Source organism: Alteromonas naphthalenivorans, from assembly GCF_000213655.1.
Taxonomy (GTDB): domain Bacteria; phylum Pseudomonadota; class Gammaproteobacteria; order Enterobacterales; family Alteromonadaceae; genus Alteromonas; species Alteromonas naphthalenivorans.
The window spans coordinates 4,818,542-4,842,078 of sequence record NC_015554.1 but is presented as its reverse complement, the minus strand read 5'-3'; the positions used below and the strand labels follow the sequence as shown (position 1 = coordinate 4,842,078).

Here is a 23,537-nt window from a genome sequence, read left to right as displayed (position 1 = left end):
TACAAACTTCCAATAGACTGATACAAAAAAGCCAGCATGTATGCTGGCTTTAAAATTATAATCGCGCGAGTAAACAATGGCGTTAGGCGTTATTTCTTTGCTTTAGCGAACGCATCGGCAAAGGCGTTACCCATAGCGCTGTTTTGCTGTTGGCTTTGTCCGCCACCACGCTTGTTGGGCTTATCTGCGCGAGGATTACCACGCTGAGACCCATTAGCTCGTGGATTCCCATTAGACTTTGCGTTAGCAGCGCCATTGCTATTATTGATTTTGCCTGCTTGATTCGACGAGGTTGGGGTATCTTCTAAACGCATAGTAAACGATATACGCTTACGTGGTACGTCTACCTCAAGTACCTTAACTTTTACGATGTCGCCTGCTTTCACTACATCCCGTGGGTCTGAAATGAACTTGTTGGTTAGCGCTGAAATATGCACTAAACCATCTTGGTGTACACCAACATCCACGAATGCGCCAAAGTTAGCAACGTTGCTCACCACGCCTTCTAAAATCATACCTGGAGTAAGATCTTTAATGGTCTCTACCCCTTCTTTAAAGGTGGCAGTTTTAAATTCAGGGCGAGGATCGCGGCCGGGCTTATCAAGCTCGCTCAAAATATCTTTTACCGTGGGTAAGCCGAAAGCATCACTGGTAAATGTATCAGGCGATAAGGTTTTTAGTAGCTCTGTGTTACCGATAAGATCGTTAACCGCTACTGCGGCCGTATCCACAATTTTATCAACCACAGGATAAGCTTCGGGGTGAACCGCAGACGCATCTAGCGGGTTACTTCCATTTACAATACGTAAGAATCCAGCGGCTTGTTCAAAGGCTTTTGGCCCCAAACGTTCGACTTTCATTAGCGCTTTTCTATTGTCGAAGGCACCATTAGTGTCTCTAAATTGCACAATGTTATTTGCCAGCGTCTTGTTTAACCCAGACACATAACTAAGTAGCGCGGGTGAGGCCGTATTTAAATCTACACCCACAGCATTTACACAGTCTTCAATAACGCGGTCGAGAGATTTACCTAACTGGCTTTGGCTCACATCATGCTGATACTGGCCTACACCAATGGCTTTAGGTTCAATTTTTACAAGCTCGGCTAGCGGGTCTTGCAAACGACGAGCTATGGAAACTGCACCACGTATGGAAACGTCCAAATCAGGTAGCTCGTTTGAGGCTAATTCAGAGGCTGAATAAACCGAGGCGCCGGCTTCGCTTACCACAATTTTTTGTGCACCTAGCTCTGGGTTATTTTTAAGCATTTCCCCTACAAGCTTATCGGTTTCACGGGAGCCTGTACCATTACCTATACTAATAAGCTCAACTTTATGTTGCTTACATACGGTGGTGAGGGTACGCAGTGATTTATCCCACTGATTCTGAGGTGCATGGGGAAAAATGGTATTTTTAGCGACAACTTTGCCCGTTTTATCAACGATGGCGACTTTTACTCCCGTACGCAGACCAGGATCAAGACCCATGGTGGTCTTAGCGCCAGCAGGAGCGGCCATTAGCAAATCGTTAAGGTTCTTAGCAAACACCTCAATCGCTTCTTCTTCAGCGCGTTCACGAAGGCTACTGAATAACTCAGTTTCCATGTGTAAGGCGATTTTAATTTTCCACGCCCACTGCACTACTTGCGTTAAGAAATCATCGGCAGGACGTTGACGGTGCATAATATTGTAGTGGCTAGCAATAAGGTGTTCACAGTGAGAAGGCGCACTGGCATCATCTTGCTGCGGGTCGGCATCAAGTTGAATATTCAACATGCCTTCGTTACGACCACGAAACATAGCAAGGGCGCGATGTGAGGGTGCATTTTTGTATTTTTCGCTGTGTTCAAAATAGTCTTTGTACTTAACCGCTTCTTGCGCTTTACCGTTTGCTACTGTGCTTTTAATATGTGCGTTTTCAACAAGGTAGTTACGAATTTTACCAAGCAGTGCCGCATCTTCAGCAAACCGTTCCATTAAAATAAAGCGAGCGCCTTCAAGCGCGGCTTTAGTATCAGCCACGCCTTTTTCGGCATTAACATATTCAGCAGCTAATTCGTCGATAGATTGGTCAGGGTTAGCAAATAAGGTATCTGCTAAGCCTTCAAGGCCTGCTTCAATGGCTATTTGACCTTTGGTGCGTCTACGAGGCTTAAAGGGTAAGTATAAGTCTTCCAATGTGGTCTTACTGTCAGCGCCGGTTATATTGCGCTTCAACTCATCAGACAGTTTTCCTTGTTCATCAATAGATTTTAAGATGACTTGGCGTCTGTCTTCTAGTTCACGAAGGTAAGTAAGACGTTGCTGAAGCGTACGTAACTGAGTGTCGTCTAGCCCTTGAGTGGCTTCTTTACGGTAACGTGCAATAAACGGCACCGTTGAACCTTCATCAAGAAGCTTAACCGCAGCACTGACTTGGGAAGTTTGTACGGCAAGTTCTTCGGAAATTTTGTTAATAATCATAATACGCTCTAGGCAATAGCAAATAAGGATGTAGTGGCTAGCATTAGCCTTTTTACACCGCTTTCATTTTAGTTGGAATAACTGGCGGCAATTATACCACCGCGACGGGTCAGGAGAAGCCTGATTGTATGGTCAGTATTCATGGAAAACGTTTTAACTTTATTACAGTTTATCGGTTGGATCGTACCAGATACGGTTTATCCACCATTCTTTAACGTCTGTTTCAGTTTTTACCGTAATGTCATCATCTTCTTCTTTCCCTACCAAGGCTCGTGCCATAGGAGAGTCGATAGAAATGTAATCTCGACGGCCAAATATTTCATCGTAACCCACAAGGCGAAGTTCTAGTACCTGCCCTTGCTCATTTTCAATTTCTACCCAAGCACCAAAATAAACTTTATTTTCTTGTTCGGGGCTGTAATCCACTACTTTCAGGTTTTCTAAGCACTTACGTATGTAGCGTACTCGCCTGTCGATTTCACGTAATTTTTTCTTATTATATTGGTATTATTACCCCTACCCGAAATGTACTATTTTGCATTTACCAATAGTGTGAAACGGTGGCGTTCTTGAGTTTCTTGAAAATCAAGGGGGTATACTTGAACCTACTTTTTTACTATCAACTCTTTCCGAGAATCTATTAACTGAAATTGAATATCAAATCAGAGTATTAATATGTTGGGCTTGCTTTATAAGAAAGTATCAAGTGTCCTATTCTAAGTCTTTAGCCCCAACTTCTTGTGATCTTGTAAAGAGGGCTAGATATTTTCCTTTTTGAACCTCTCCTTTATCATAATACTCTTTGATTAGTATGTAAGGGTTGTAAATCAAAACATATTGAAACTCGCCCAAAGGACCAGATTCAACTTCAATAAAACCCAACTCAGCAAGTTTTGACATTCTGCCATTCCAGGTCGTAACCGCTCGTTGACTTGCGAACCCTGATTCTGTGGCTAGTTGGATTGAACTTTTGATTTCAATGAATGACTCATCGAACACTCGGCACCATAGGGCTAAATATGTGTTAAATACCGGCTTTCCCTTGTCTGCAAGGTCATCCATTATTTGAGCTAGCAATGGAAACGTTCTTGGCAAGGTAGTGAAGCCATTATTTTTTGTTCTATCCCACAAACGAGATTCGTCAACTTTACCCCACACCTGGTCTCTAAGAGCCATCTTTTGCTTTTTAACTTTAGTGGACCTTGCTGCCTTTTGTTTTATGTTCATTAGCTGTACCTCTAATTCAAATGTTGTTGCTGGCTTGGGCGTTTAGGTTTGGAAGCTAAACTATTGCTACTACAATCGTATCGAGCTTTGGACACTCAACTTGCAGGTTTGCAATCAAGCCAGCGAATTGTAAAAGTTGCTAATGTGGAATAGTTTTGGACACTTTCCGCAATTACCGACATATCAGATTGTGGCTTTGGACACCAACATATGACGGTCTTTTTGCTCGAACAACCTTCTACACCCTCAGTATCATACTAAAAACCTTGTTAATCAATGATTTAAATGTTTGCAAGGGCCATTTCAAGACTTACTCACAGTTCAATTTATAATAGTCAGATGTAATAAATATTACATTTCAACATCTTAATTGCAATTAAATTTCCATTTAAATTGTTGTGAGATTTATTAGTATTTACTTATCAATCACTTAAATGAATTTGTGTGCTCATATGTGCTCAATGTGCTACTGGTGCTTCAGTGTGCTCGATGGTGCTCATGGGGTTGTTAGGGGGGAATCGCATCCTGTGATGGGGAGATTTTTGTTAAGATTTTAAACTTAGCAGGCTTAATTGTGAAACTAACATATTCCTTAGCGCAGTGGAGAAGTCATATAAGCAAGTACGGTAAAACCTTTATCTTGATGTGCATTTAAAATTTTGTGCAGGCATTTCAACTTTTCACTAAAAAAAATTTTTTTCATATAAAAAAGCGAACAATATAGGAATTAATGATTCATTAATTTGATTTAGGTGTTTGCGTAGGGCAGTATCGATCTGAAAACAGGCCAAATTGATATTGCTCTTATGCCATACGTCATCAAAAAGCTAGTCGAATATAGGGCAGATAAATCTGGCAGATCCTTAACTTTGCCTGCACTCTTTACCGAGTCGGGTTTGCTCCTATCCCATCTAAGATTTCTGTTCGCACGATATACTAAATCCCTTAGTTGGCGTGAAAAAAGTGTTCAGGCAATTAAGTTGCTACTTGAATATATCAACGCGAATCAAGAAAGCTTTTCAACATCTACTGAATTACTTCGTTCTTTCTCTTTAAGTTTGTCTGTTGGAACAATTGATACTTTGGGTGATGACCCATCAGGCTTATATTGGAAACCTAAGCGAGTTGAAATAGTTAACGCGCTTTTAGGTCACATAAACGCGTATTGTGATCACTTAGGTTTCCTCAATGGTACTGAGCTACCCACCATAAGTCCCTTTAGAAAAGCAAGTACAGCCGAACAGCGTCTGCTATGGTGCAGCTACTATCGGCGTCAAGCCAACCTTTTTCTAAATCACCTATCTTCTCCACAATCGCAACCAGAAATGTTTTCCGTTAGAGAAATACGATCCAATAACCCCCATATGTTTGCGATTGAATCTTCGAAACGATTTCCAGATGAGCAACTAAACCGATTACTCGAGTCTGGCTTACGACTTAAAAGAAAGGTTCAAGACGGAAGCCGCATTAAGGCTGTTGATGAGCCCGATTACTGCGCTCACCTTATCGTTCTTCTTATGCATTATGGAGGACTTCGATTGTCAGAATGCTTTCATATTTACGTAGAAGATGTGTCAATTGATACCACGGATAACTCGGCAATAGTATCGGTTTTCCATCCAAGCGACGGCCATGCTCCTGAAATGCAATTCAATAACAGAGCTCATTATCTAAATGTAAAATACGGGCTCCAACCTAGAAATCTGTACCCAAAATCTAAAACTATACATTCTGGTTGGAAAACTCCATTGTTAACATCGAAGAATCGCTCCTTTACTGTGCTTTTTTTCCCTCATCAAGCTGCAATCCTCTTTCTTCTAACATTGCAAAAATATTTAGCATCTGGTCAGCGTCCTAGTACCTCTGAACATCCTTACTTGTTTTGTAATCGTCGAGGGGGGCCAGAGACCAGAAAGAACTTTAAGGACAAATATGACCGTGCGTTAGAGCGGATCAGTCTGACTCCTTCAAAAGTATCAGGACTATCTCCACACGCTCACAGACATAGCTACGGATATAGACTAAAAAACGCTGGGCTGACTAATACAACAATTCAAAAAAGTATGCATCACAAAAGCCCGGTGAGCAGCAACACCTATACCCAGCCAAATGAAGACGATGTTCGAAAATTAATGAGGAACATTGCAAATGAGTAGAAGTTCTAAATTTTATAGCTTTGAAGAAGCTAAAGTCGCCGCAAAGAGACTCTGCATCTCCAGCCTGATAGACTATAATCTCAGGTACAAAAGCGATCCACTTCTTCCTAGTAGCCCAGCAACGAGATATAAAGATGAATGGCGAGGGTGGGATAATTATTTGGGAAAGCCCAGTACTTATTTCTACTCGACTTATGCAGAAGCTCAGAAGAGTGCAAAAAATCTAGGTATAAAATCCAAGACAGCGTACGCCTATATACGAAAAGAAGATCCTCTTTTACCATCACGACCAGATACTATTTACCCGAATGAGTGGGGTGGATGGAAGCAATTTTTAGGTGCTAATTGGACCTTATACCCGACTCATGAAGAGGCTCGACAAGCTACTGTTAAACTAGGAATCCAGGGTCGCGTTGATTACATAAACAGGTATAAACAAGATCCTAGATTACCCTCATCTCCAGAGTCAAAATATAAGAATAATTGGCAAGGCTGGGAATACTTCACAGGTGTTGCAAAGCGCAATAAAGAACCACTAGAGCCACCTCAAAAAAAATATATCGCTGGCTCCGAAGCACCATATCCAAACTTAGGTGAAGCCCAGCAAGCGACGCAGCGTTTATCAATAAATACACATATAGAATATCGAGAGCTTTATAAAGTAGACCCCCGACTACCTAGTGCACCAGATGAAAGATATAGAAGTGACTGGATATCATGGTCCCACTTTTTGCGAAATGAGTTACCTTTATATACCTTCAAAGAAGCGCGCAAAGTAATCGCTGAATTGGGTTTAAAACGTGCCAGTGGATACATGCTAGAAAAGGAAAGAAATCCTAGGTTGCCGAGCAATCCTAGAAAATATTTCGCTTCCGAATGGGTATCGTGGAAAGACTTTTTAGGCCAGCAAATGCTCGGCTTAAGTGAAGCAAAAAAAGTGGTGAGAAAGCTGAATATCACTACGTTTACAGAATACCAGCATCGGTATAAAGAGGTAGACAATTTACCGTCATCCCCTTATAAATTTTATAATGAAGAATGGCTTGGGTGGAGCGACTTCGTTGGCTTTCCTGAAAAGCGACTGTACACAGCTTACAAGGATGCTAAGAATGCTGCTGCAAGACTGGGGATCGCCAATAGCATGGAGTATGTGTCGCGATATCAAGAAGATCCGCGGCTACCGCAATGTCCACTTAAGCAATATCCATCAGATTGGCGAGGGTGGAAACAGTTTTTATTGCCCTACATGATAAGCACACTTGATGAACTCAAACGCGCGTGCAAAATCCTCCAAATCCGCAATTCAAAACATTATCGTGAAATCAGGTCAGAATTCCCTTTTTTACCCTCAAAGCCAGATAAAAAGTTTGCTGATGAGTGGGTAAGCTGGTTTCAACTGCTAGACATACCTACGCCATATGATTTTAAAACAGCTAGAGAAATAACTCATAATTACAAGATTACAACGATAAATGCATACAAACAGTTGTGCATTAGGCTAGCCGACCCTCGCCTACCCAGAACGCCCCATGAAGTATACAAAGAACAAGGCTGGATTCATTGGTATGACTACTTCGGGACCCCTGCACCATACAAAGTGAGGTATTTTGATCCTGAACTAACAGGCTGGGGAGAATATATTTGTGAATTCCTAAAGTCTGCCCGCGCAGGTGATACTAAGGAAAAGGATCTATGTGAATTTGTTCGAGAATATATTGTCCCGCAAAAACTCCCTTATTCGCCTCTCGATTTTCTTGTGGTAAAAGATCCTCCAGTAAATGCTTTTGTTGATTTACTTAACACCACATCGGTCACAAGGAAAAAGAAGTGGCTGGCCTCTGTAACGGAGTTCTTAAAATGGATCCTAGAAACTTACTTGACGATAGAAGATCCTGATACCGGAGAAATTAGCCGGGTTGGGAACGCCAGAAATCCATTCCGCTATGTTAATTTCGACAGCGAAATTGCTCCCCCTATCTATCGTGGCGAGACTGATAAACTAGCATTACCCTATGAATATACAAAGCGATCAAGAGATTGGATTTTTCCTCCCGATGCGCACCTTGCGAACACCAGCTATGCGGAACTTGTGCACTTGCATAACTTTGCGGGCGATTGGGAGTATCTTTCTGAAGAAGATGAAATAGACGCCTCAGATGCCGATTGTATTACTAAGGAGGTCAATGGAAAAAAGTATTTATGGAATCCTTGTCATTGGACATATACCTACGCACTCATGCAACTCCCCGCCAGAGGACGACAAATTGTATACTGTGACTCAGGTGAAGCTGATTTTGAAATCGCTCAATTTGAGGATAAAAAGCTACACTGGGTGATCAATGAAGGTCCCCTTAAAGGTCAAACTAATCGTCAGGCAATGGTAAGTCAATCGAGTCGAGGGGAGTTCGGTGTCTATTACACGTCAAATAAGACGCACCTTCACGGTAAAGGCTACTCAATACCATATATTCCTACAGAATTAGCTTACTGGCTAATTAAACTTCGAAATTGGCAGCAGAAATTTAACCCTATCAAAAAAGCCACACTTTGGCTCGATTGTAAACGAACATATTTGAATGATAATCAAAGAAAAAATAAAGGAGCAAACTGCTTTTTGTTCAGAGAGTTTAAAGGTTTCGAACCTGGTCATTTTAGTGGGCGATTAGCAAACCGGTTAGCCGCGGCGCTTTTCTTCTCGGGTAAAGCAGAAGTATCGAATGCCCAATTCAAAGAAACTAGTTACCGCCAATGGGTAGAAGATAGTGTTTGTCCAGAGAGGGAGTTTATTAACATAAGTCACTTTGACTCTCTGTACACTCCACATGCTATGAGGGTTAGCTTGATTAACTCCTATGTAAATGAATTTGGATTGCCTATAGAAGTTGTAATGAAGTTAGCTGGTCACTCCTCTATCATCATGACGGTTGTTTATTTAAAAAGTGACAAATCGGGGTTAAATCTTCATAAAAAAATGAGCAAGGGGGAAAAAATCGCCCTTCAGAATTCGAGTGAAACCATACAACGTCAAATAGAAAATCAACGTATTGAGGAGTGTATAGGGCAGTTAACTGCTAAAGACCCTAATTTTCTAAGCTCCCTAAATAATAACCGACCAAGTAGTAGTTACCTGTTTAAGGATTATGGTATATGCCCTGTCGGTGGAGCCTTTTGTCACGAAGGGGGGAGTTTTTCAGGTCCAAAAAGTAATGTCAGACTACCTGTAACTGCTGGTCACTTGGGTGAGCAAAACTGCATCGCTTGTAGGTTTTTTATAACAGGACCTGCATTCATTGGTGGACTTGCAGCATTAGGCAACGAAGTAAGCTATTGTGTTCATGAACAATCGCAAAAACATTCCTCTCTCTTGGAACTACTTGATAGCAAGGTAGAAAAAATCGATATGCTATCTCATGAAATTTATGAAAATATGAAGAACGGAGAGCCCACTGATAAAGCCGAAGAACAGAAATCTAAACTGCAATCTGATCGACGTAAGTTGAACTCAGAAATCGAAAGTAGAGCGAAAAAACTCGACCTGTTAATGAATGACCTCAATATGATTTACCATCACCTTGAGAATTGTCAAAAGTTGATTAACGCACCTTCTCCAAAGCAAACTACTAAATCTTACCAATTGATTAAATCGGCAGACTTTGAAGTAAAACTCGAAGCTATCGAAGCTTCATTATTTCATCAGTTATGCGAAGTCTGTGAAAACGCAGAAATATACCAGAGCTGCTTACCAAGTACAGCGGTTACCAAGCGCTCACAAATGTTAGATAAAATGATGAAAAACAACAATGTTAGCCCGACTTTTTTTGAGCTTAATGAGGAAGAACAGTTAAAAATCGGAAATCAAATGGTTGAGCTGATGTTGGTTAAACTAAGTTCCTGGGAGAAGCTCGACAGGCTAATGGAGGGCGCCTTATCCTTTGATGATCTCACAATTGAAAATTGCCATCTTCGTAAGGAAATTAGCGATATTTTCTCAGTATCAGTTAAGCAGCTAGGATCAAATGAATAAAAAGAATGCAATACCAAATGAGGTTCTAGCTTGTCTAAAAGAAGGAAAATCTAAGCGTGTAAAGAGCTCCTTAGATGCAATATACAAAGCATGCGAAGATCAAGTGAAAGCTGGTACGTTAGATTTTAGTTACAGTAATATAGCTCTTACCGGAAAGCCATTCGGTGTTCCAGCAGCGCAAAGCATTAGAAACAAAACGGGAGAAGTTTATCGCACGTTGATAGCAGCATTTGCGAAACAGAATGAAGCTGCAAGAAGATCTACAATGAGAGGGCATAATTGTTCATGGATAGACGAGATTGAAGATCCTGTATTGAGATTACAAGTTAAAATGCTCGATGCTGAAAGGAGGAAAGCAGAAGAGCTTGCGAGAGAAGTTGTGCCTGTTAGTCAGGTGATTGAAGTATATGATGGCGTCGCAACATCGTACGCAAACGGAAAGCTCAACCTCCAGGAAAGAGAAGCATTGGAATATCTGATGTCTAATGAATTTTTAAGACGCTTTAATCTTGCAGTTGGGAAAAGTGGTAGTGTTGTAGACTCGGCAACCGGTAAAACATTTTTCCCTGTGGCAACCTTTGATGCGCTGGCCAAAGCAATTGAAAATCTTTGAGCCTAGTTAGCCAGAATTCGTATTGTGGAGATATTAAGTGAAAACTAAGCTAATTACGCGAGCTGGGTACCAGAGACTTGTTCAGGAACACGACCATTTATGGTTTGAAAAACGTCCTGAAATAACAAAAATTGTGACCTGGGCTGCAGGTTTAGGAGATCGTTCAGAAAATGCTGATTACACCTTTAACAAACGATTGCTTCGCCAAATTGATAGGCGCGTGCGGTACTTACGTAAATTACTACCTGAACTTAAAATTGTTGACTACTCGGCTGAGCAAGAAGGCAAGGTATTTTTCGGTGCATGGGTTGAGATAGAAAACTATGAAGGTGAGGTAAAGCGTTTTAGGATTGTTGGTCCAGAAGAAATTTACGATGATCAGAAGAAGTATATTTCGATTGACTCACCAATGGCCAGGGCTTTGCTCGGAAAGCAAATTGACGAAGATTTTGGGGTTACGACACCGGATGGCTTCAAGCTGTGGTACATAAACTCAATAAAATATGAAAAAAAGTGAATCGTGCCCTCTTCGCATTGTATTGACTAGTAAGTCTTCGAAAGCTCCTTTGCAAAAATTATAGCGGCCCTTTTCAATACCTCCCTCTCTTCGGAGACATCTTTAAGCCTCGACTCCAGTTGCTTCAGAATGTATTTATTTTTATTAGCTGCTACAGCAATATTGGCCTCTCGAACCCATCGTCTCACGGTACTATAAGAGGTCCCTGTTTGAACAGCGGCCTCATGCGAGCTTACACCTTCACTAGAAATCAAAGCTAATACCAAGTTTTTCACTTCTAGAGGGTATATCTTAGGCATTTGAAATCTCGTAATAATTTGATAGGTAGACTTCTTGGTGCTGCCACCTATTAGTTACTTAGTATTCCTAAGTATACGTGATATCCTAAAACTTAGACAATCTAAGTACACGAAACAAGTTAAATGAAAAATCTTTGGCATTTAAGAATCCTCTGCCTCAGCGCCTCAGGGAAGCTAGACAAAGAGCTGATATATCTCAAAAAAATTTGGGAATTAGAATTGGTATGGAGCCGAGCTCTGCGAGTGGGCGAATGAACCACTATGAAAAGGGGCGGCACATTCCTGATCTACAAACTCTAAAGCATTTAGCTGAAGAGTTAGATGTCCCCCTCAATTACTTTTTCTGTGAAACAGAAGAAATGGCCAAACTTGTCAAAATTTTTTACCAGATGGATAAGGAACGGCAATCAGAGCTTCTAAGAATCCTTGAACAAAAAGTTTCTCAGCTAGACAAATCAAAGTAACCCACCCTCCCGCCAATAGTTACCTTGGTTTCTGTTAAACAACAGCTAGCGTAATACTTGTTTGGCAGTTGAAGAGTATTGGCGTACGAGCATAGTAGATAACAATTAAGGGTGATGCGCTTATCATCTCCATTCAGGCTATGCTAACATCCTAAATGGGAATAACTCTGTGCCTATTTAACCTCTAAATATTACGTGGATGACTTGTGCAACAGGATAGCTAATTTCATTTAAATAACTAAATTGACGAAATTTTTTTAGTTTTTATATTTAATTAATACTAAATGTAAAATTAACGGTTGGTAAGGCGAAACTAATTATGCAAGCTTTAACAAAAATAGGATTTGGTAATTTCAAAGCTTTTAAAGAATATCAGAGCGCTGATCTTTCTCCTATTTCTTTATTCTTCGGTTATAATAATTCAGGAAAAAGCTCGATACTTAGAGCCATAAAGTTTTTATCTGATAGCTACAAAAATCAAGGGTGCAAACAGTATACACCTTCGAAGTTAGACTATACCAGCCAGTCAATTCGGGGAGCTTCACATCAGGAGTTAGCCCATTCAAAAAAGTCTGGTATCGAATTCTTCCTGGGTTGGGGTAGCGAATATTCGATTAAAATAAAACTAATTCAACGTGGATTAGATCCTGAAACTATTGAAGAAATATCGATAAGATTAGCCAGTGAAGAATATGAATTCTTACCATCTTTAAAAGAAGATGCATCCACTGACACATTCTTACTTAAAGGTTCTGAAGAAATTAAGCTAAAACTTGATGGTTTGTATTTAAAATGTTCCGACATTGACTTCAATATTATAAATAAATTATTAGGCCATTTTTCCGAATCAGTTTTTCACCTAAACTCTACGCGTGCATTTCCACCGAGAGAATTTGAAGTAGGAATCGGCATTCCACTTGCTATTTCACCTGATGGCACTGGAACTGCAGAAACTATATGGAATCTATCGGAAATGAAATCAGAATCATATTTAGATATAAATGATTGGCTCATTTCGATTTGTGGTCGTGAAATTGATACAGAATATCCTCCTATTAGCATAAAAAATGGTAAAAAGACGGTTAGGCTGGAAACTATCCCCTCAATTAAAAATGAAGAAAATACTGATATCAATAGAGTTTCAGTTTTGGACTCAGGAGAAGGAATTGCCCAGGCTCTACCAGTTATCACACTGTGTGCACAAGCCGCAAATAACGAATTGGGTAAATTTCCAATTGTTGTTTTAGAACAACCAGAACTCCATCTTCACCCTGATGCAACAGTTGAATTAGCGGAATTTATTTGTCGCTGTGCTCAAAAAAATAAGAATGCTAGGTTCATAATTGAAACTCACTCAGAAAGTTTCTTACTTGCCATACAAAAGTCTCTCGTTTCAAAAAATCTTTTAAATAAGGATTTATCTTGCAATTGGGTTTACAAGCGAGAACATTCTAGCTCTATTTCGAAAGTAATATTTGACGACGACGGTTACATCGTCGAAAACTGGCCGGATGATGTTTTTGGGGAGATATTCAAGCAGACTAGGGATCTAATTGAAGCGAGGGAGCGTAATGCGGTTGAATCTTCATAAAAGCATTTTCGATGAAAAATACCATGTTGAGCTAAATCAGATATTGGCTGAAGTGCATATTCTCATGCATCGCGATCACCTAATACCATCTAAGCCGATCACCTAATACTATCCATCGCGATCACTCAATACCATCGATGCAGATCACTTTTTGGTCAAAATGGTATTGAGTGATCGGCTTGAATGGTATCGTTCAATTTATACTCATTTTTGTCTATCCAGTAGGTGTTTTTAACCGTTATCCTTTTCATTTTTGATGATGAGAATAACCATGCCAACGGCACCTATTTCAATGCGTAAACTTAAAGAGATTTTAAGACTAAAATACGACTGTAAACTCAGTCATCGAAAGATAGCAAACAGCTTATCTATTTCACCTTCAATTGTTTCTAAATATGCCTGTAAATCAGCAGAGTTAGGTATCACTTGCTGGCCACTTGATGAAAAATGGGATGATCATTCTCTGCAACGAGCATTCTTCAAAACAAAGCCCCGACTAAAAGGCTTTAGTATTCCTGACTGGTTGTTAGTTCAGCAGGAGCTGCGACCCAAAACCATGACGCTATTGCTGCTTTGGCAAGAATACAAAGAGCGACACGAGGAAGGATTTTACAGTTACACCCACTTCTGCCGACAGTACAAGGCATGGCTTAAATGTCAAAAACCGTCCATGCGACAAAACCATAAAGCAGGTGAAAAACTGTTTGTTGATTACTGCGGCCCAACTATGAATATTGTTGATGCTAGTACAGGTGAATACCGTACAGCTCAAGTGTTTGTCGCAGTTATGGGCGCATCTAATTATACGTATGCGGAGGCAACGTATAGCCAAAAGCTAGAAGATTGGGTGATGAGTCATGCTCGTTGTTTTGAGTTTCTTGGTGGTGTGCCAGAGCTGGTAATCCCTGACAACTTAAAAAGTGCGGTAACTAAACCTTGTCGATATGAGCCTGATTTAAATCCAACCTACCAACAATTGGCGACACACTACAATACGGTCATTGTGCCTGCTAGACCTTATAAGCCCAAGGATAAAGCCAAAGCAGAAGTGGGTGTGCAAATTGTCGAACGCTGGATAATGGCACGGCTTCGCAATGAAAGCTTCTTTAGCTTGCGCCAATTAAACCTAAAGATACAAAAACTGCTTGTCGACTTAAACCAGCGGAAAATGAAGAAGCACCCTGGTTCAAGGCTCAGTCAGTTTGAATCCATTGATAAACCTGCTCTCAAACCACTACCCACACAGGCTTACAGTTACACCTTAGTCAAACAAGTAAGCGTGCATATTGATTATCATGTCGAAGTTGAAAAACACTACTACTCAGTACCTCATACCTTGATCAAACAAAAGCTTGAAGCCCATGCCACAGGTCAACTGGTGACACTTTACCATCAGGGTGTTCAAGTAGCCGTTCATCCAAGATCACACCGAGAAGGTGCACACACTACGCTTGATCTACATATGCCAATAGCTCATCAAAAGCAGCAGCAATGGACACCACAACGGTTCGAGCGTTGGGCAGCTAAGTTCGGTGGTTCAACGGAGCAGTTTGTTATGCAATTGATGCAAGCTAAAAAGCATCCAGAACAAAGCTACCGTGCTTGTATGGGGTTATTAAGCCTAGGTAAGAAGTTTACTGACCAACGTCTTGAAGCAGCCTGTCATCGCGCATTAGCCACAGGTGTTACTCGCGTAAAACAAGTAAAAAACAATTTTAGAAAAGGGCTTGGATAAGCAACCCTTGCCACAAGCTCAAGGTGATTTACTACAAGATATTGATCATAAAAATATCCGCGGCAACAACTATTACCATTAATCAAAACTAACAAACCAAAGGAAATCTTATGCAAAATATCAATCAACAAGTCAATAACCAGTTAAGTAACTTAAAGCTAAGCGGTATACGTGATGCACTATTGCAGCAATATGAGCAACCCAATCTATACGTAGAACAAAGTTTCGAAGAGCGGCTAAGTTTATTGCTTGAGCATGAAATAACACAGCGTGACCAGCGTAAAATTGATCGCTTAACTCGTCAAGCAAAGTTCAGAGTTGGCGGCACACTGGCTCAACTAAACTATGGCGCAGCACGACAACTCGATAAAACTCAGATCCGTTCATTAGCACAAGGTGAATGGCTTCGCCTTCATCAAAACATCTTGATCACGGGCGCAACGGGGTGTGGCAAAACTTACCTCGCTTGCGCGCTTGGTCAAAACCACTGCCAACAAGGGAGTAGCGTTTATTATTTTAGGCTTAAAGAGCTATTAGAAAAGATGTTCTTAGCGCAAGCCGATGGTAGTTATCGAAAACTGATCAACAAGCTTAGCTCTGCCAATTTACTGATCCTAGATGATTGGGGATTAGAGCCATTAACAGCTCAACAACGCAGTGATTTACTGGAATTAATTGATGCGAGATATGACACAAAATCGACCTTAATTGCCAGCCAATTACCGATAGAAAATTGGTATGAAATGATCGGAGAATCGACACATGCTGATGCGATCCTAGATCGGCTTGTTCACGGAGCAATAAAGTTGGAATTAAAAGGCGAATCGATGCGAAAAAACTAAATTCCTTGACTGATGGCGATCACTCAAGTTAGATTTTACTAAGGTCTACTGGCAGACAAAAAAGTGATCGGCTTGAATAGTATTGACCGATCGGCTTCATGGTATTACGCACTGAAGGATATAGAAAAAGAATTTCGGTTCATATCGAAGATGTAAAGAGCTTCGAAAACTGGGTTAAGAATAGACCAAAGCTGGAACAGGAAAAGTGGGATTTACTAATCAGAGCGTCGGCTAAACTACATCTTTCGGCTAATCCAACGTGTATATTTCAAATTAATAATGATGTTAAATTCTCGGATTGGGATGCGACACCTCCACAAGCTAGAACTTGCGATGTCGATCTGCTTGTAAATATGCCCACGACCGTAGCTTTAGAGAACTCTAGAAACGATAAAAATTTTTTGCTGTCATTATGTAAACCTAGTCTTAGAGAACGTTTAATTGAACTAGAAGCACAAGAGCGACTAGTTTTTGATGGACCGGGTGGAATAAACGAGTTAATCAATAACATGAACGGTAAATACGTTTCACATCCGGCTAAGAGGTTCAAGTATTGGCTGCTATTTGACGGGGACGCAACTATACCAAATGAAATCGCAGAAACCGCTGAACAATTGATAGCTCTGTGTAAAGCAAACAAATTTAACAACTTTCACTGCTTGAGTAGAAGAGCGATTGAGAATTACCTTCCTATTTCGAAAGATACAGATATAGAGCAGTTATATTCGCTTTTCAACGTTGAAAATACTGAATTTAAAGAGCAGCTAATTTGTTTTAGCAATCTTACAGAAAACCAGAGATATTACTACCACATGAAGGAAGGCTTGAAAAAGAGCAATTGTAAAAATTCAGGGTTATATGATGATTTTGATAGAAATACTAAAAAAACTATAGGCCGAGGATTTAAAGTAAGAATTGATTCTCTCTTCTACTGCGGAAATAACCCTAAAAGTGAAGATTTTGAACCTGTATATAGACTTCATGAAAAAGAAGGCACGCCGGATGAGATGCTCGAGTACCTAAAGCAATTAGACTTTAACACTAGGAAAATGCAATGACTTTTCAAGCAGTCCAAGATCCGAGAGTTTCCTACCTTGAACAAATAATGAAAGATATCCAAGCGGGCGTTATAAAAGTTCCAAGGTTTCAAAGACGAGAAGTTTGGCCTTGGAGTGCTCAAAGGGATTTACTTTGCAGTATATATGAAGGCTTACCAATTGGCGCAATTTTATTGTGGCAAACAAGGTTGCCAAATATAAGATCTAGAGCCACTATAGGGCCTTTTAATGTTCCATAGCAAGATTATAGCCCCAACCATTCCTATATTTTGGACGGGTTACAGAGATTAACTACCATCTACTCAATCGTCTATCATCCAAGAACTGATTTATCAAATTCTGGTTTTGATCAGCTCAATGATTATACTGTTTATTACGATTTGGAAGCCGACGAAATAGAGGATAAGTTTATTTTAGAAACTCAATGTGAGCGTTTGGGAATTAATACTGATAATCAAAGATACTTTCCAATTCGCTTTATCTTCAATTCAAAAGAAGTTATGAGATTTCAAAGGTCAATTGGTGATCAAAATGAAAAATGGATCGATGAAATTGATGAATTGGTGAGTGCGTTCAAAAATTATAAAATACCAATTGTACCTTTGGCTTCTGATGATCAACAGTTAGCTACGAAGAGCTTTGAAAGGGTCAATACAAGAGGGGAGGACATGTCTGAAACTCATATGCTTAACGCGTTAAGTTACACAGACAAATTTGAATTGCTCGAGCGACTCGAAGTAAACTCAGAAAAATATCTTGCTGATGATCCCTTATGGAAAGATGGTTTAGATGATGAATTTATTCTAATGGCTATGAAATTGTCCGTCGGTAAGGGGCCATATTTTAAAAGAACCGACGAGCTTGCTAAATTAATAGATCAAAAGCAGGTTGAGAAAGTGTTCAGAGCTATTAAGGCGATGATTGACTTCAGTATAAGCAATCTGTTTATAGAAAGCCCAAACGCATTCCCTTATAAACTTCAAATGCTTGGCATAACGTATGCGTTTATGTCTAGGCGGAGTTTGAGTGTAGAGCAATTAAAGGCATGGTGTAACCTTACATCATACTATGGTGTATTTGGTTTAACTGGACGTGTTTCTGAAAATGCATTGAATGATTTTATTCATTTCGTTGATTCGGGAAGATACGAGTGGAGTTCAAATCTTCCTACTAAGCTTTTGCCTATCCCTGAAGAAGTAAATTACAGATCTTCGAGAACAAAAGCTCTGTTGTTTGCGATGGCTGAAAAAATGGATGTCCAACCTGACTCGTTTTATCATAAACACGTTGCAAGGAAAAAAGGCCGGTCTGTTATTGTTGCTGATGAGTTTAAAGAATTAAAAAAAAGGTTGGGTTATTTATTTATGACCAATGAGAAAAGCTTTTCTTTGGAAAATTTACCTAATTCTGATTTAGAAAAGCATTTCTTAAACGAAGATCTAACGGCTTTGTTTAAGGAGAAGAAGTTTAATGAATTCGCTCTCAAGCGAGAGGAACTTATATTTGCATGGGAAATATTAAATTTTGTTGAGCCGTCAAAGAGGCTATTGAATATTGAAGTGAAAAGCTAACTGTTTATATGTACAGTTGTTGATGATTGATGTAGACTTAACGATCGATAGCGGGAAGCGGATAAGAATCATGAACTCACCAAATTATTTTTATGAATTTTTTGCAGGAGGAGGCATGGCGAGAGCTGGGCTTGATTCCGGATGGAAATGCCTATTTGCCAATGATTTCGACTACAAAAAGGTTAACACTTATAAAAAGAATTGGGGAAACGAAACCATAGTACAGTCCGATATAAAGACTTTGCAATGCTCAGATCTCAAGGGGGCAGCAGATCTCGTTTGGGCGTCCTTCCCATGCCAAGATTTATCCTTGGCAGGTGGTGGTGCAGGCTTGCGTGGTGAAAGATCTGGTACTTTTTGGCCATTTTGGGACTTAATGAAGTCACTAGTTAAGGAAAAAAGACCACCAAAAATTATTGCTTTGGAGAATGTTTGCGGCGCTTTGACATCTCATGATGGTTCTGATTTTTCAGCTATTTGTTCGGCGTTAAGTGAATCTGATTATAGTTTTGGAGCATTGGTAGTTGATGCAGCCCTATTTCTACCTCATTCCAGGCCTAGGTTATTCATAATTGCTGTCCACAAGGATTGTGAAATTCCAGATAATCTAACGCTTTCTCACAGTCAAAAATCCTTTCATACTAAACAATTAATCAAGGCTCACGACTTACTTTCTGAGCGCGAAAAGTCTAATTGGATTTGGTGGTCTGTGCCACTACCGACTATTAATGTTTCAAAATTCATTGATATTATCGAAGAGGATTCAAAGGTAGATAAATGGGATTCTCCAGAAAAAACAAGTGAGCTTCTGCAAATGATGAGTGATGTAAATCTCCAAAAAGTAGAAGATGCGAAACGTTCTGGTATCAGAAAAGTTGGAACCTTGTATAAGAGAACTCGTAAAGACTCTGAAGGGAATAAGGTACAACGCTCAGAAGTTCGGTTTGATGATATCGCCGGCTGTTTAAGAACTCCTTCAGGAGGATCCAGTAGACAATCAATCTTGATAGTTGAAGGTGAGAATATAAGGTCAAGATTAATTTCTATTAGAGAAACAGCAAGATTGATGGGATTGCCAGATAGCTATGTTTTGCCTGAAAATTACAATGAAGGTTATCATTTAACAGGCGATGGTGTAGCTGTTCCTGTTGTAAGGCATTTAGCGAATGCTTTATTTGAAAAAATACTTAGTTTTAATAAGTTAAATAGAATGGATGCTGCATGAGTGTTATCCCTTGTAAACAAAACAAAGAACTAAAAGATAAGATTGAGGAGTATGCAGATACTTTAAAAACTGAGGCTCATAAGCTGGGGTCACATGGGTTAAGCGAATCTGAGTTCTACAATAGTGGACTGTTTAGGGGAGCGATTGAAAGAGTGAGAGGTCAGTTTTCTGCCACAATGCGAGAAAAAAGGGAACTGGTACAGCACATCTTAAACCATCTTCAAGATAACGATTTTATAGATGAATGGGAGTCCGTAGGCAGCAAAAATCGTCACGATTATACAGTCAAACTAAAAAGTGGCAGACATGCAGTCATCGAGTTGAAAGGGTGCTTGGATGGTAATAATACTAATATTTTCGATAGGCCAAATATTGCGGACGAATTTATAATTTGGAGTGTTTGCACTAATCCTGGTGCGAATCCTCGTAGAAATGCTTGGTCAGGAATTCATACTCGTTTAAGTGCAGAAGTGATAGAACGTCAACAACAGGTAGATGGCTTAGTAATTTGGGACATGTCCTGTGGAACTTTAGGTCGAGACTGCCCTAAGATGAAGTCTGGTAAAGTAACAGAGATAGGACCGTTTAAACTTCCACCCCCATGTATATATTTATTCCCTTCAACTATTCCCAGCGCAAGAAATAACCCAGAGCCACGTGTGCATCAAATTGATGACATAGAAATTCTTCAAGCATTCCATAATTGTTTTTACGGAAAGAACGAAGAGTTAAATAGGGTGACGTTTAAAGTCAAAAATCAGGCTAATGACACAGTTCGACTTACTTCGGTCGAGAGAAATGGAGTTGTTGTTCAAGAATCAAGCTATACGGCAATAAAAAGGTCCTGAAATATTAAAATCTTGATACTGGACTGCATTTGCCGGAACCAAGCTCGTACATAGTATGCCGTTTTAGTACTAGTACTTTTAGTAACAGGCGTATGAACAGTCTGTTATGGTTTTTAGTATGATTCCAATGGTAATAAGTGAAAATCTGCGTTTTCACTCCGATCACCTAAACTAGCAGCCCACGTTACCTTTCGGGTGGTCTCAGGCCGTTCTACCCGCCACAAGTGGTCAAGTTCCTGTTTTAACTTTAAATATCCTTTTCGTGTTATCAGTGGTGTTTTCACAATTATTTAGCTAAATTGAAATCTTATGGCTAGTGTATGTGGGTGAATTAATAGAACGCAATAAACAAATGCGTCGAAATCTCCCATTTAAACCACTTTGTGTAAATATTGAACATAAACCTTTAGGTTGTTGTCGCAGTATAAATAATAACCGGCTAATGAGCGGGAACTCGAATGGAAGATGATGCACGAAAGGTGGAAAAAAAGCTTGTAGACAGGCGCAGAGCTGTAACTAACAGTTCAATGGGCGGCACTATTGCAGGCTTCATGTTGTTTTTAACTGGCGCGTTATTGGTGCTATACGGCTTGCTTGATATTGTCGTACGTATGGACAGCCTAATAACCGCAGGGTATCTCGTGATTGGCTTATTGATGTATAAGGTTGGGCAATATCTGTTAAATCACTTTGCGGTATTTAAAGTGCAGCGTGAACGGCGTCGCGCGCCACCACGTCATACTTAAATAAGTTGTCGATAGGCCGCACAATAAGCGAGTTATCGAATGGCCAACTGTCTAATACACCTTGTGCGTAAGGTGTGCATTTGCTGTATCTGCAGTGATGTCTATGGTGCAGCCTTCACTTCTATCCGTTTTTCCCAGTACTACAGTCAGTTAACGCATTAAAAAAGCCGACACTTAAACAAGTATCGGCTTTTAATAGCAACGGCAAACGCAATTGCGTAGCCGCTACTCGGCGTTAAAGCGCGGCGTGATATTACTCAGCAGCTTCTTCTTCAACGATTTCTAGCAATTCAACGTCGAAAATTAGCGTTGAGTTAGGTGTAATTGAACCGGTAGCACGTTCGCCATAGGCTAAGTCAGAAGGGATATGGAAGCGGTACTTCGCGCCTTCTTTCATAAGTTGCACGCCTTCAGTCCAACCAGGAATAACTTGGTTAAGTGGGAATTGAGCTGGCTCACCACGCTTGTATGAGGAATCGAATTCAGTACCGTCTAGTAATGTGCCACGGTAGTGAACTTTAACGATGTCTTCAGCCGCTGGGCTTGCGCCTTCACCTTCTTCTAACACTTCATACTGAAGGCCAGTCTCGGTGGTGGTTACGCCATCTTTTTTAGCGTTCTCTTCTAAATACGCCGCGCCGGCTTCAATATTGTCTTGTGCGGCCTTTTGCGCCATTTCTTGTTGCTTAGCACGAAGTACTTCTTCGCCTTGCTGAGCAATTTGCTGAATTTCTTGTGGGGTAAATTTCAATGTATCGTTAAGGCCATCTTCAAAGCCTTCTTTCAACGCCGCTTCATCTAGCGGAAAGCCCAGTTGCTCTTGCTGTTGTGCGCGGTTGCTCACGAACAAGCCCATACTTGCACCCATAGCGTACGCTTGTTTTTGTACGTCTGTCATTGATTCTGTCGAAACATCGGCGGTTTCAGCGATGTCAGTGCCGGTAGTAGCGGCCTCATCAGAGGTATTTGGCTGACAGGCAAAAAGGCCTAGGGCAGCAATAGTAGATAAGGCAACAAGCGACTTCTGCATAAAACGTCTCCATAAATTTTTATCATCATGCGTCTATGTTTAAACTGCTGCATCCAGGGCAGTCTGCACGATAGTGAAAGATGCGTGATCCATGCTATGTTAAACCTAGCATTCACAAAGCGAAACCTATTTGATTATGTTTAGGGCTCAAATGTTCCCCAGATTATTGTTACTCACCTTATTAATAAGTGGATCTATAGGATGTAGCTTCCCCGAGACCACACCAATTAAACAATGGCGGCACGTTGAAGAAGGGGCCTATGCAGCTGATATATCGCCGGATGGCACTATTTCCGTTGTATCAGGTATCAACAATGGCATCAATGTATGGCGAATTGGCGAAGACACTCCTTTATATCAATGGAGCCATCAAGGGGAAGGCAATAATTTAGTCGTTTCGTTACATATATCAGCCGACAATACTCATGTAGTCACTGCTGACAGAGAAGCGTTTGCGCTGTGGAGCATTGAAACCGGCGACCCAATTGGCTTTTGGCGTATTGACGAAGCGTCGATTCGAGATGTCGCCATCTCGAATAACGGTAATGGCATCTTGGTGGCTCGTTCGAATGGTAAGGTCATGTTTTTTGAGCCTAAAACGCAGCGCAGGTTAGAGTTTTTAGGGCATCAAGAAAAAGTGAACTCTATTGATATCTCCCCGAATGGCAAGTTTGCGCTCACCGGTGGCAACGACTATATCGCGTATTTGTGGAGCACAGATACAGGGCAAATAATCCATACCTTCACGCACCCTTCCCGGGTAACTAAAGTGGCGTTAGACGACAAGGGCCGTTTTGCCTTTACTGCCGATAGCCAAAGCAAATCACAAGTGTGGAACGTGCAAACTGGCGAGGCCATTAGTGGGCTGAGTTTTATTGCGAGACAAAAGATCTTCACTGATGCTGTATTTTCTGATGATGGTAAGTATTTGCTAACAGGCTCACCATCACGCCAAGTGTATTTGTGGGATTTGAAAAGTGGTAAGGAAGTAGATGCTTGGCAGGTTGCTTCACGAGACACTGTTTCACCGCCAACTGCAGTTGTTTATGGCGTTGGCTTTATGTCCAATGGTAATATTGTGACAGAAAGTAGCAGTGGTCTTGCCGAAGTATGGCAGCGCAGTAAATAG

Annotated in this window: 16 protein-coding genes and 4 pseudogenes; 14 read left to right on the top strand and 6 right to left on the bottom strand. The window is 40.6% G+C overall.

Features of this window, described 5'->3' with window-relative positions:
• Window positions 1-89: 89 nt before the first annotated feature.
• The 3 genes and pseudogenes from AMBT_RS21170 to AMBT_RS21160 form a co-directional block, all read right to left on the bottom strand.
• Window positions 90-2,462: a Tex family protein gene (locus AMBT_RS21170; RefSeq protein ID WP_013786713.1), complete on the bottom strand. Its 2,373-nt coding sequence runs from the start codon at window positions 2,460-2,462 to the stop codon at window positions 90-92.
• A 162-nt stretch (window positions 2,463-2,624) separates the two neighbouring features.
• Window positions 2,625-2,969 (bottom strand): annotated as a pseudogene (locus AMBT_RS21165) (GreA/GreB family elongation factor); the annotation flags it as partial.
• Between the two features lie 204 nt (window positions 2,970-3,173).
• Entirely contained in the window at window positions 3,174-3,689 is a 516-nt protein-coding gene (locus AMBT_RS21160; protein WP_013786711.1) for a hypothetical protein, read from the bottom strand.
• An 806-nt stretch (window positions 3,690-4,495) separates the two neighbouring features.
• On the opposite strand from AMBT_RS21160, the gene gmtY reads away from it, so the two are divergent.
• Genes gmtY through greB form a run of 4 tightly spaced genes read left to right on the top strand, consistent with a single transcriptional unit; the run spans window position 4,496 to window position 10,999 of the window.
• Window positions 4,496-5,845: a gamma-mobile-trio recombinase GmtY gene (gene gmtY / locus AMBT_RS21155; protein WP_013786710.1), complete on the top strand. Its 1,350-nt coding sequence runs from the start codon at window positions 4,496-4,498 to the stop codon at window positions 5,843-5,845.
• Entirely contained in the window at window positions 5,838-9,869 is a 4,032-nt protein-coding gene (gene gmtZ / locus AMBT_RS21150; protein WP_013786709.1) for a gamma-mobile-trio integrase GmtZ, read from the top strand. The genes gmtY and gmtZ overlap by 8 nt, the downstream gene beginning before the upstream one ends.
• On the top strand, window positions 9,862-10,482 hold the full coding sequence (gene gmtX, locus AMBT_RS21145) for a gamma-mobile-trio protein GmtX (protein WP_013786708.1): 621 nt from the start codon (window positions 9,862-9,864) through the stop codon (window positions 10,480-10,482). Before gmtZ ends, gmtX begins: the two co-directional genes overlap by 8 nt.
• Window positions 10,483-10,519: 37 nt before the next feature.
• Window positions 10,520-10,999 carry a transcription elongation factor GreB gene (gene greB / locus AMBT_RS21140; RefSeq protein WP_013786707.1) on the top strand — a complete coding sequence of 160 codons (480 nt, stop codon included), beginning with the start codon at window positions 10,520-10,522 and terminating at the stop codon, window positions 10,997-10,999.
• A 26-nt stretch (window positions 11,000-11,025) separates the two neighbouring features.
• Here greB and AMBT_RS23220 read toward each other — a convergent pair whose 3' ends face one another.
• On the bottom strand, window positions 11,026-11,298 hold the full coding sequence (locus tag AMBT_RS23220) for a transposase (RefSeq protein ID WP_013786706.1): 273 nt from the start codon (window positions 11,296-11,298) through the stop codon (window positions 11,026-11,028).
• A gap of 134 nt (window positions 11,299-11,432) precedes the next feature.
• Here AMBT_RS23220 and AMBT_RS21130 point away from each other — a divergent pair, with 134 nt between their 5' ends.
• The 8 genes and pseudogenes from AMBT_RS21130 (at window position 11,433) to AMBT_RS21090 (ending at window position 20,632) form a co-directional block, all read left to right on the top strand.
• Window positions 11,433-11,762: a helix-turn-helix domain-containing protein gene (locus AMBT_RS21130; RefSeq protein WP_013786705.1), complete on the top strand. Its 330-nt coding sequence runs from the start codon at window positions 11,433-11,435 to the stop codon at window positions 11,760-11,762.
• A 319-nt stretch (window positions 11,763-12,081) separates the two neighbouring features.
• Window positions 12,082-13,353 (top strand): AAA family ATPase, encoded by a 1,272-nt coding sequence (locus AMBT_RS21125; protein WP_013786704.1) that lies wholly within the window; start codon window positions 12,082-12,084, stop codon window positions 13,351-13,353.
• Window positions 13,354-13,624: 271 nt separating this feature from the next.
• Window positions 13,625-15,170: pseudogene (gene istA / locus AMBT_RS21120) on the top strand (IS21 family transposase).
• A 37-nt stretch (window positions 15,171-15,207) separates the two neighbouring features.
• Window positions 15,208-15,930, top strand: coding sequence for an IS21-like element ISShfr5 family helper ATPase IstB (gene istB, locus AMBT_RS21115; protein WP_269464946.1), 723 nt, complete (start codon window positions 15,208-15,210; stop codon window positions 15,928-15,930).
• Window positions 15,931-16,028: 98 nt separating this feature from the next.
• Entirely contained in the window at window positions 16,029-16,988 is a 960-nt protein-coding gene (locus AMBT_RS21110) for a hypothetical protein (protein WP_013786701.1), read from the top strand.
• Window positions 16,985-18,559, top strand: a pseudogene (locus AMBT_RS21100) (DUF262 domain-containing protein). The gene AMBT_RS21110 and the pseudogene AMBT_RS21100 overlap by 4 nt, the downstream one beginning before the upstream one ends.
• A 70-nt stretch (window positions 18,560-18,629) precedes the next feature.
• Window positions 18,630-19,784, top strand: a complete 1,155-nt coding sequence (locus tag AMBT_RS21095; protein WP_041453206.1) for a DNA cytosine methyltransferase — start codon at window positions 18,630-18,632, stop codon at window positions 19,782-19,784.
• On the top strand, window positions 19,781-20,632 hold the full coding sequence (locus AMBT_RS21090) for a hypothetical protein (protein ID WP_013786699.1): 852 nt from the start codon (window positions 19,781-19,783) through the stop codon (window positions 20,630-20,632). Before AMBT_RS21095 ends, AMBT_RS21090 begins: the two co-directional genes overlap by 4 nt.
• A 140-nt stretch (window positions 20,633-20,772) precedes the next feature.
• On the opposite strand, the pseudogene AMBT_RS22290 reads toward AMBT_RS21090, so the two are convergent.
• Window positions 20,773-20,916: pseudogene (locus tag AMBT_RS22290) on the bottom strand (transcription elongation factor GreAB); the annotation flags it as partial.
• A gap of 174 nt (window positions 20,917-21,090) precedes the next feature.
• On the opposite strand from AMBT_RS22290, the gene AMBT_RS21085 reads away from it, so the two are divergent.
• Entirely contained in the window at window positions 21,091-21,378 is a 288-nt protein-coding gene (locus tag AMBT_RS21085) for a hypothetical protein (RefSeq protein WP_013786697.1), read from the top strand.
• Window positions 21,379-21,631: 253 nt separating this feature from the next.
• Here AMBT_RS21085 and fkpA read toward each other — a convergent pair whose 3' ends face one another.
• Window positions 21,632-22,408, bottom strand: coding sequence for an FKBP-type peptidyl-prolyl cis-trans isomerase (gene fkpA, locus AMBT_RS21080; protein WP_013786696.1), 777 nt, complete (start codon window positions 22,406-22,408; stop codon window positions 21,632-21,634).
• A 151-nt stretch (window positions 22,409-22,559) separates the two neighbouring features.
• On the opposite strand from fkpA, the gene AMBT_RS21075 reads away from it, so the two are divergent.
• Window positions 22,560-23,537 (top strand): WD40 repeat domain-containing protein, encoded by a 978-nt coding sequence (locus AMBT_RS21075; protein ID WP_041452641.1) that lies wholly within the window; start codon window positions 22,560-22,562, stop codon window positions 23,535-23,537.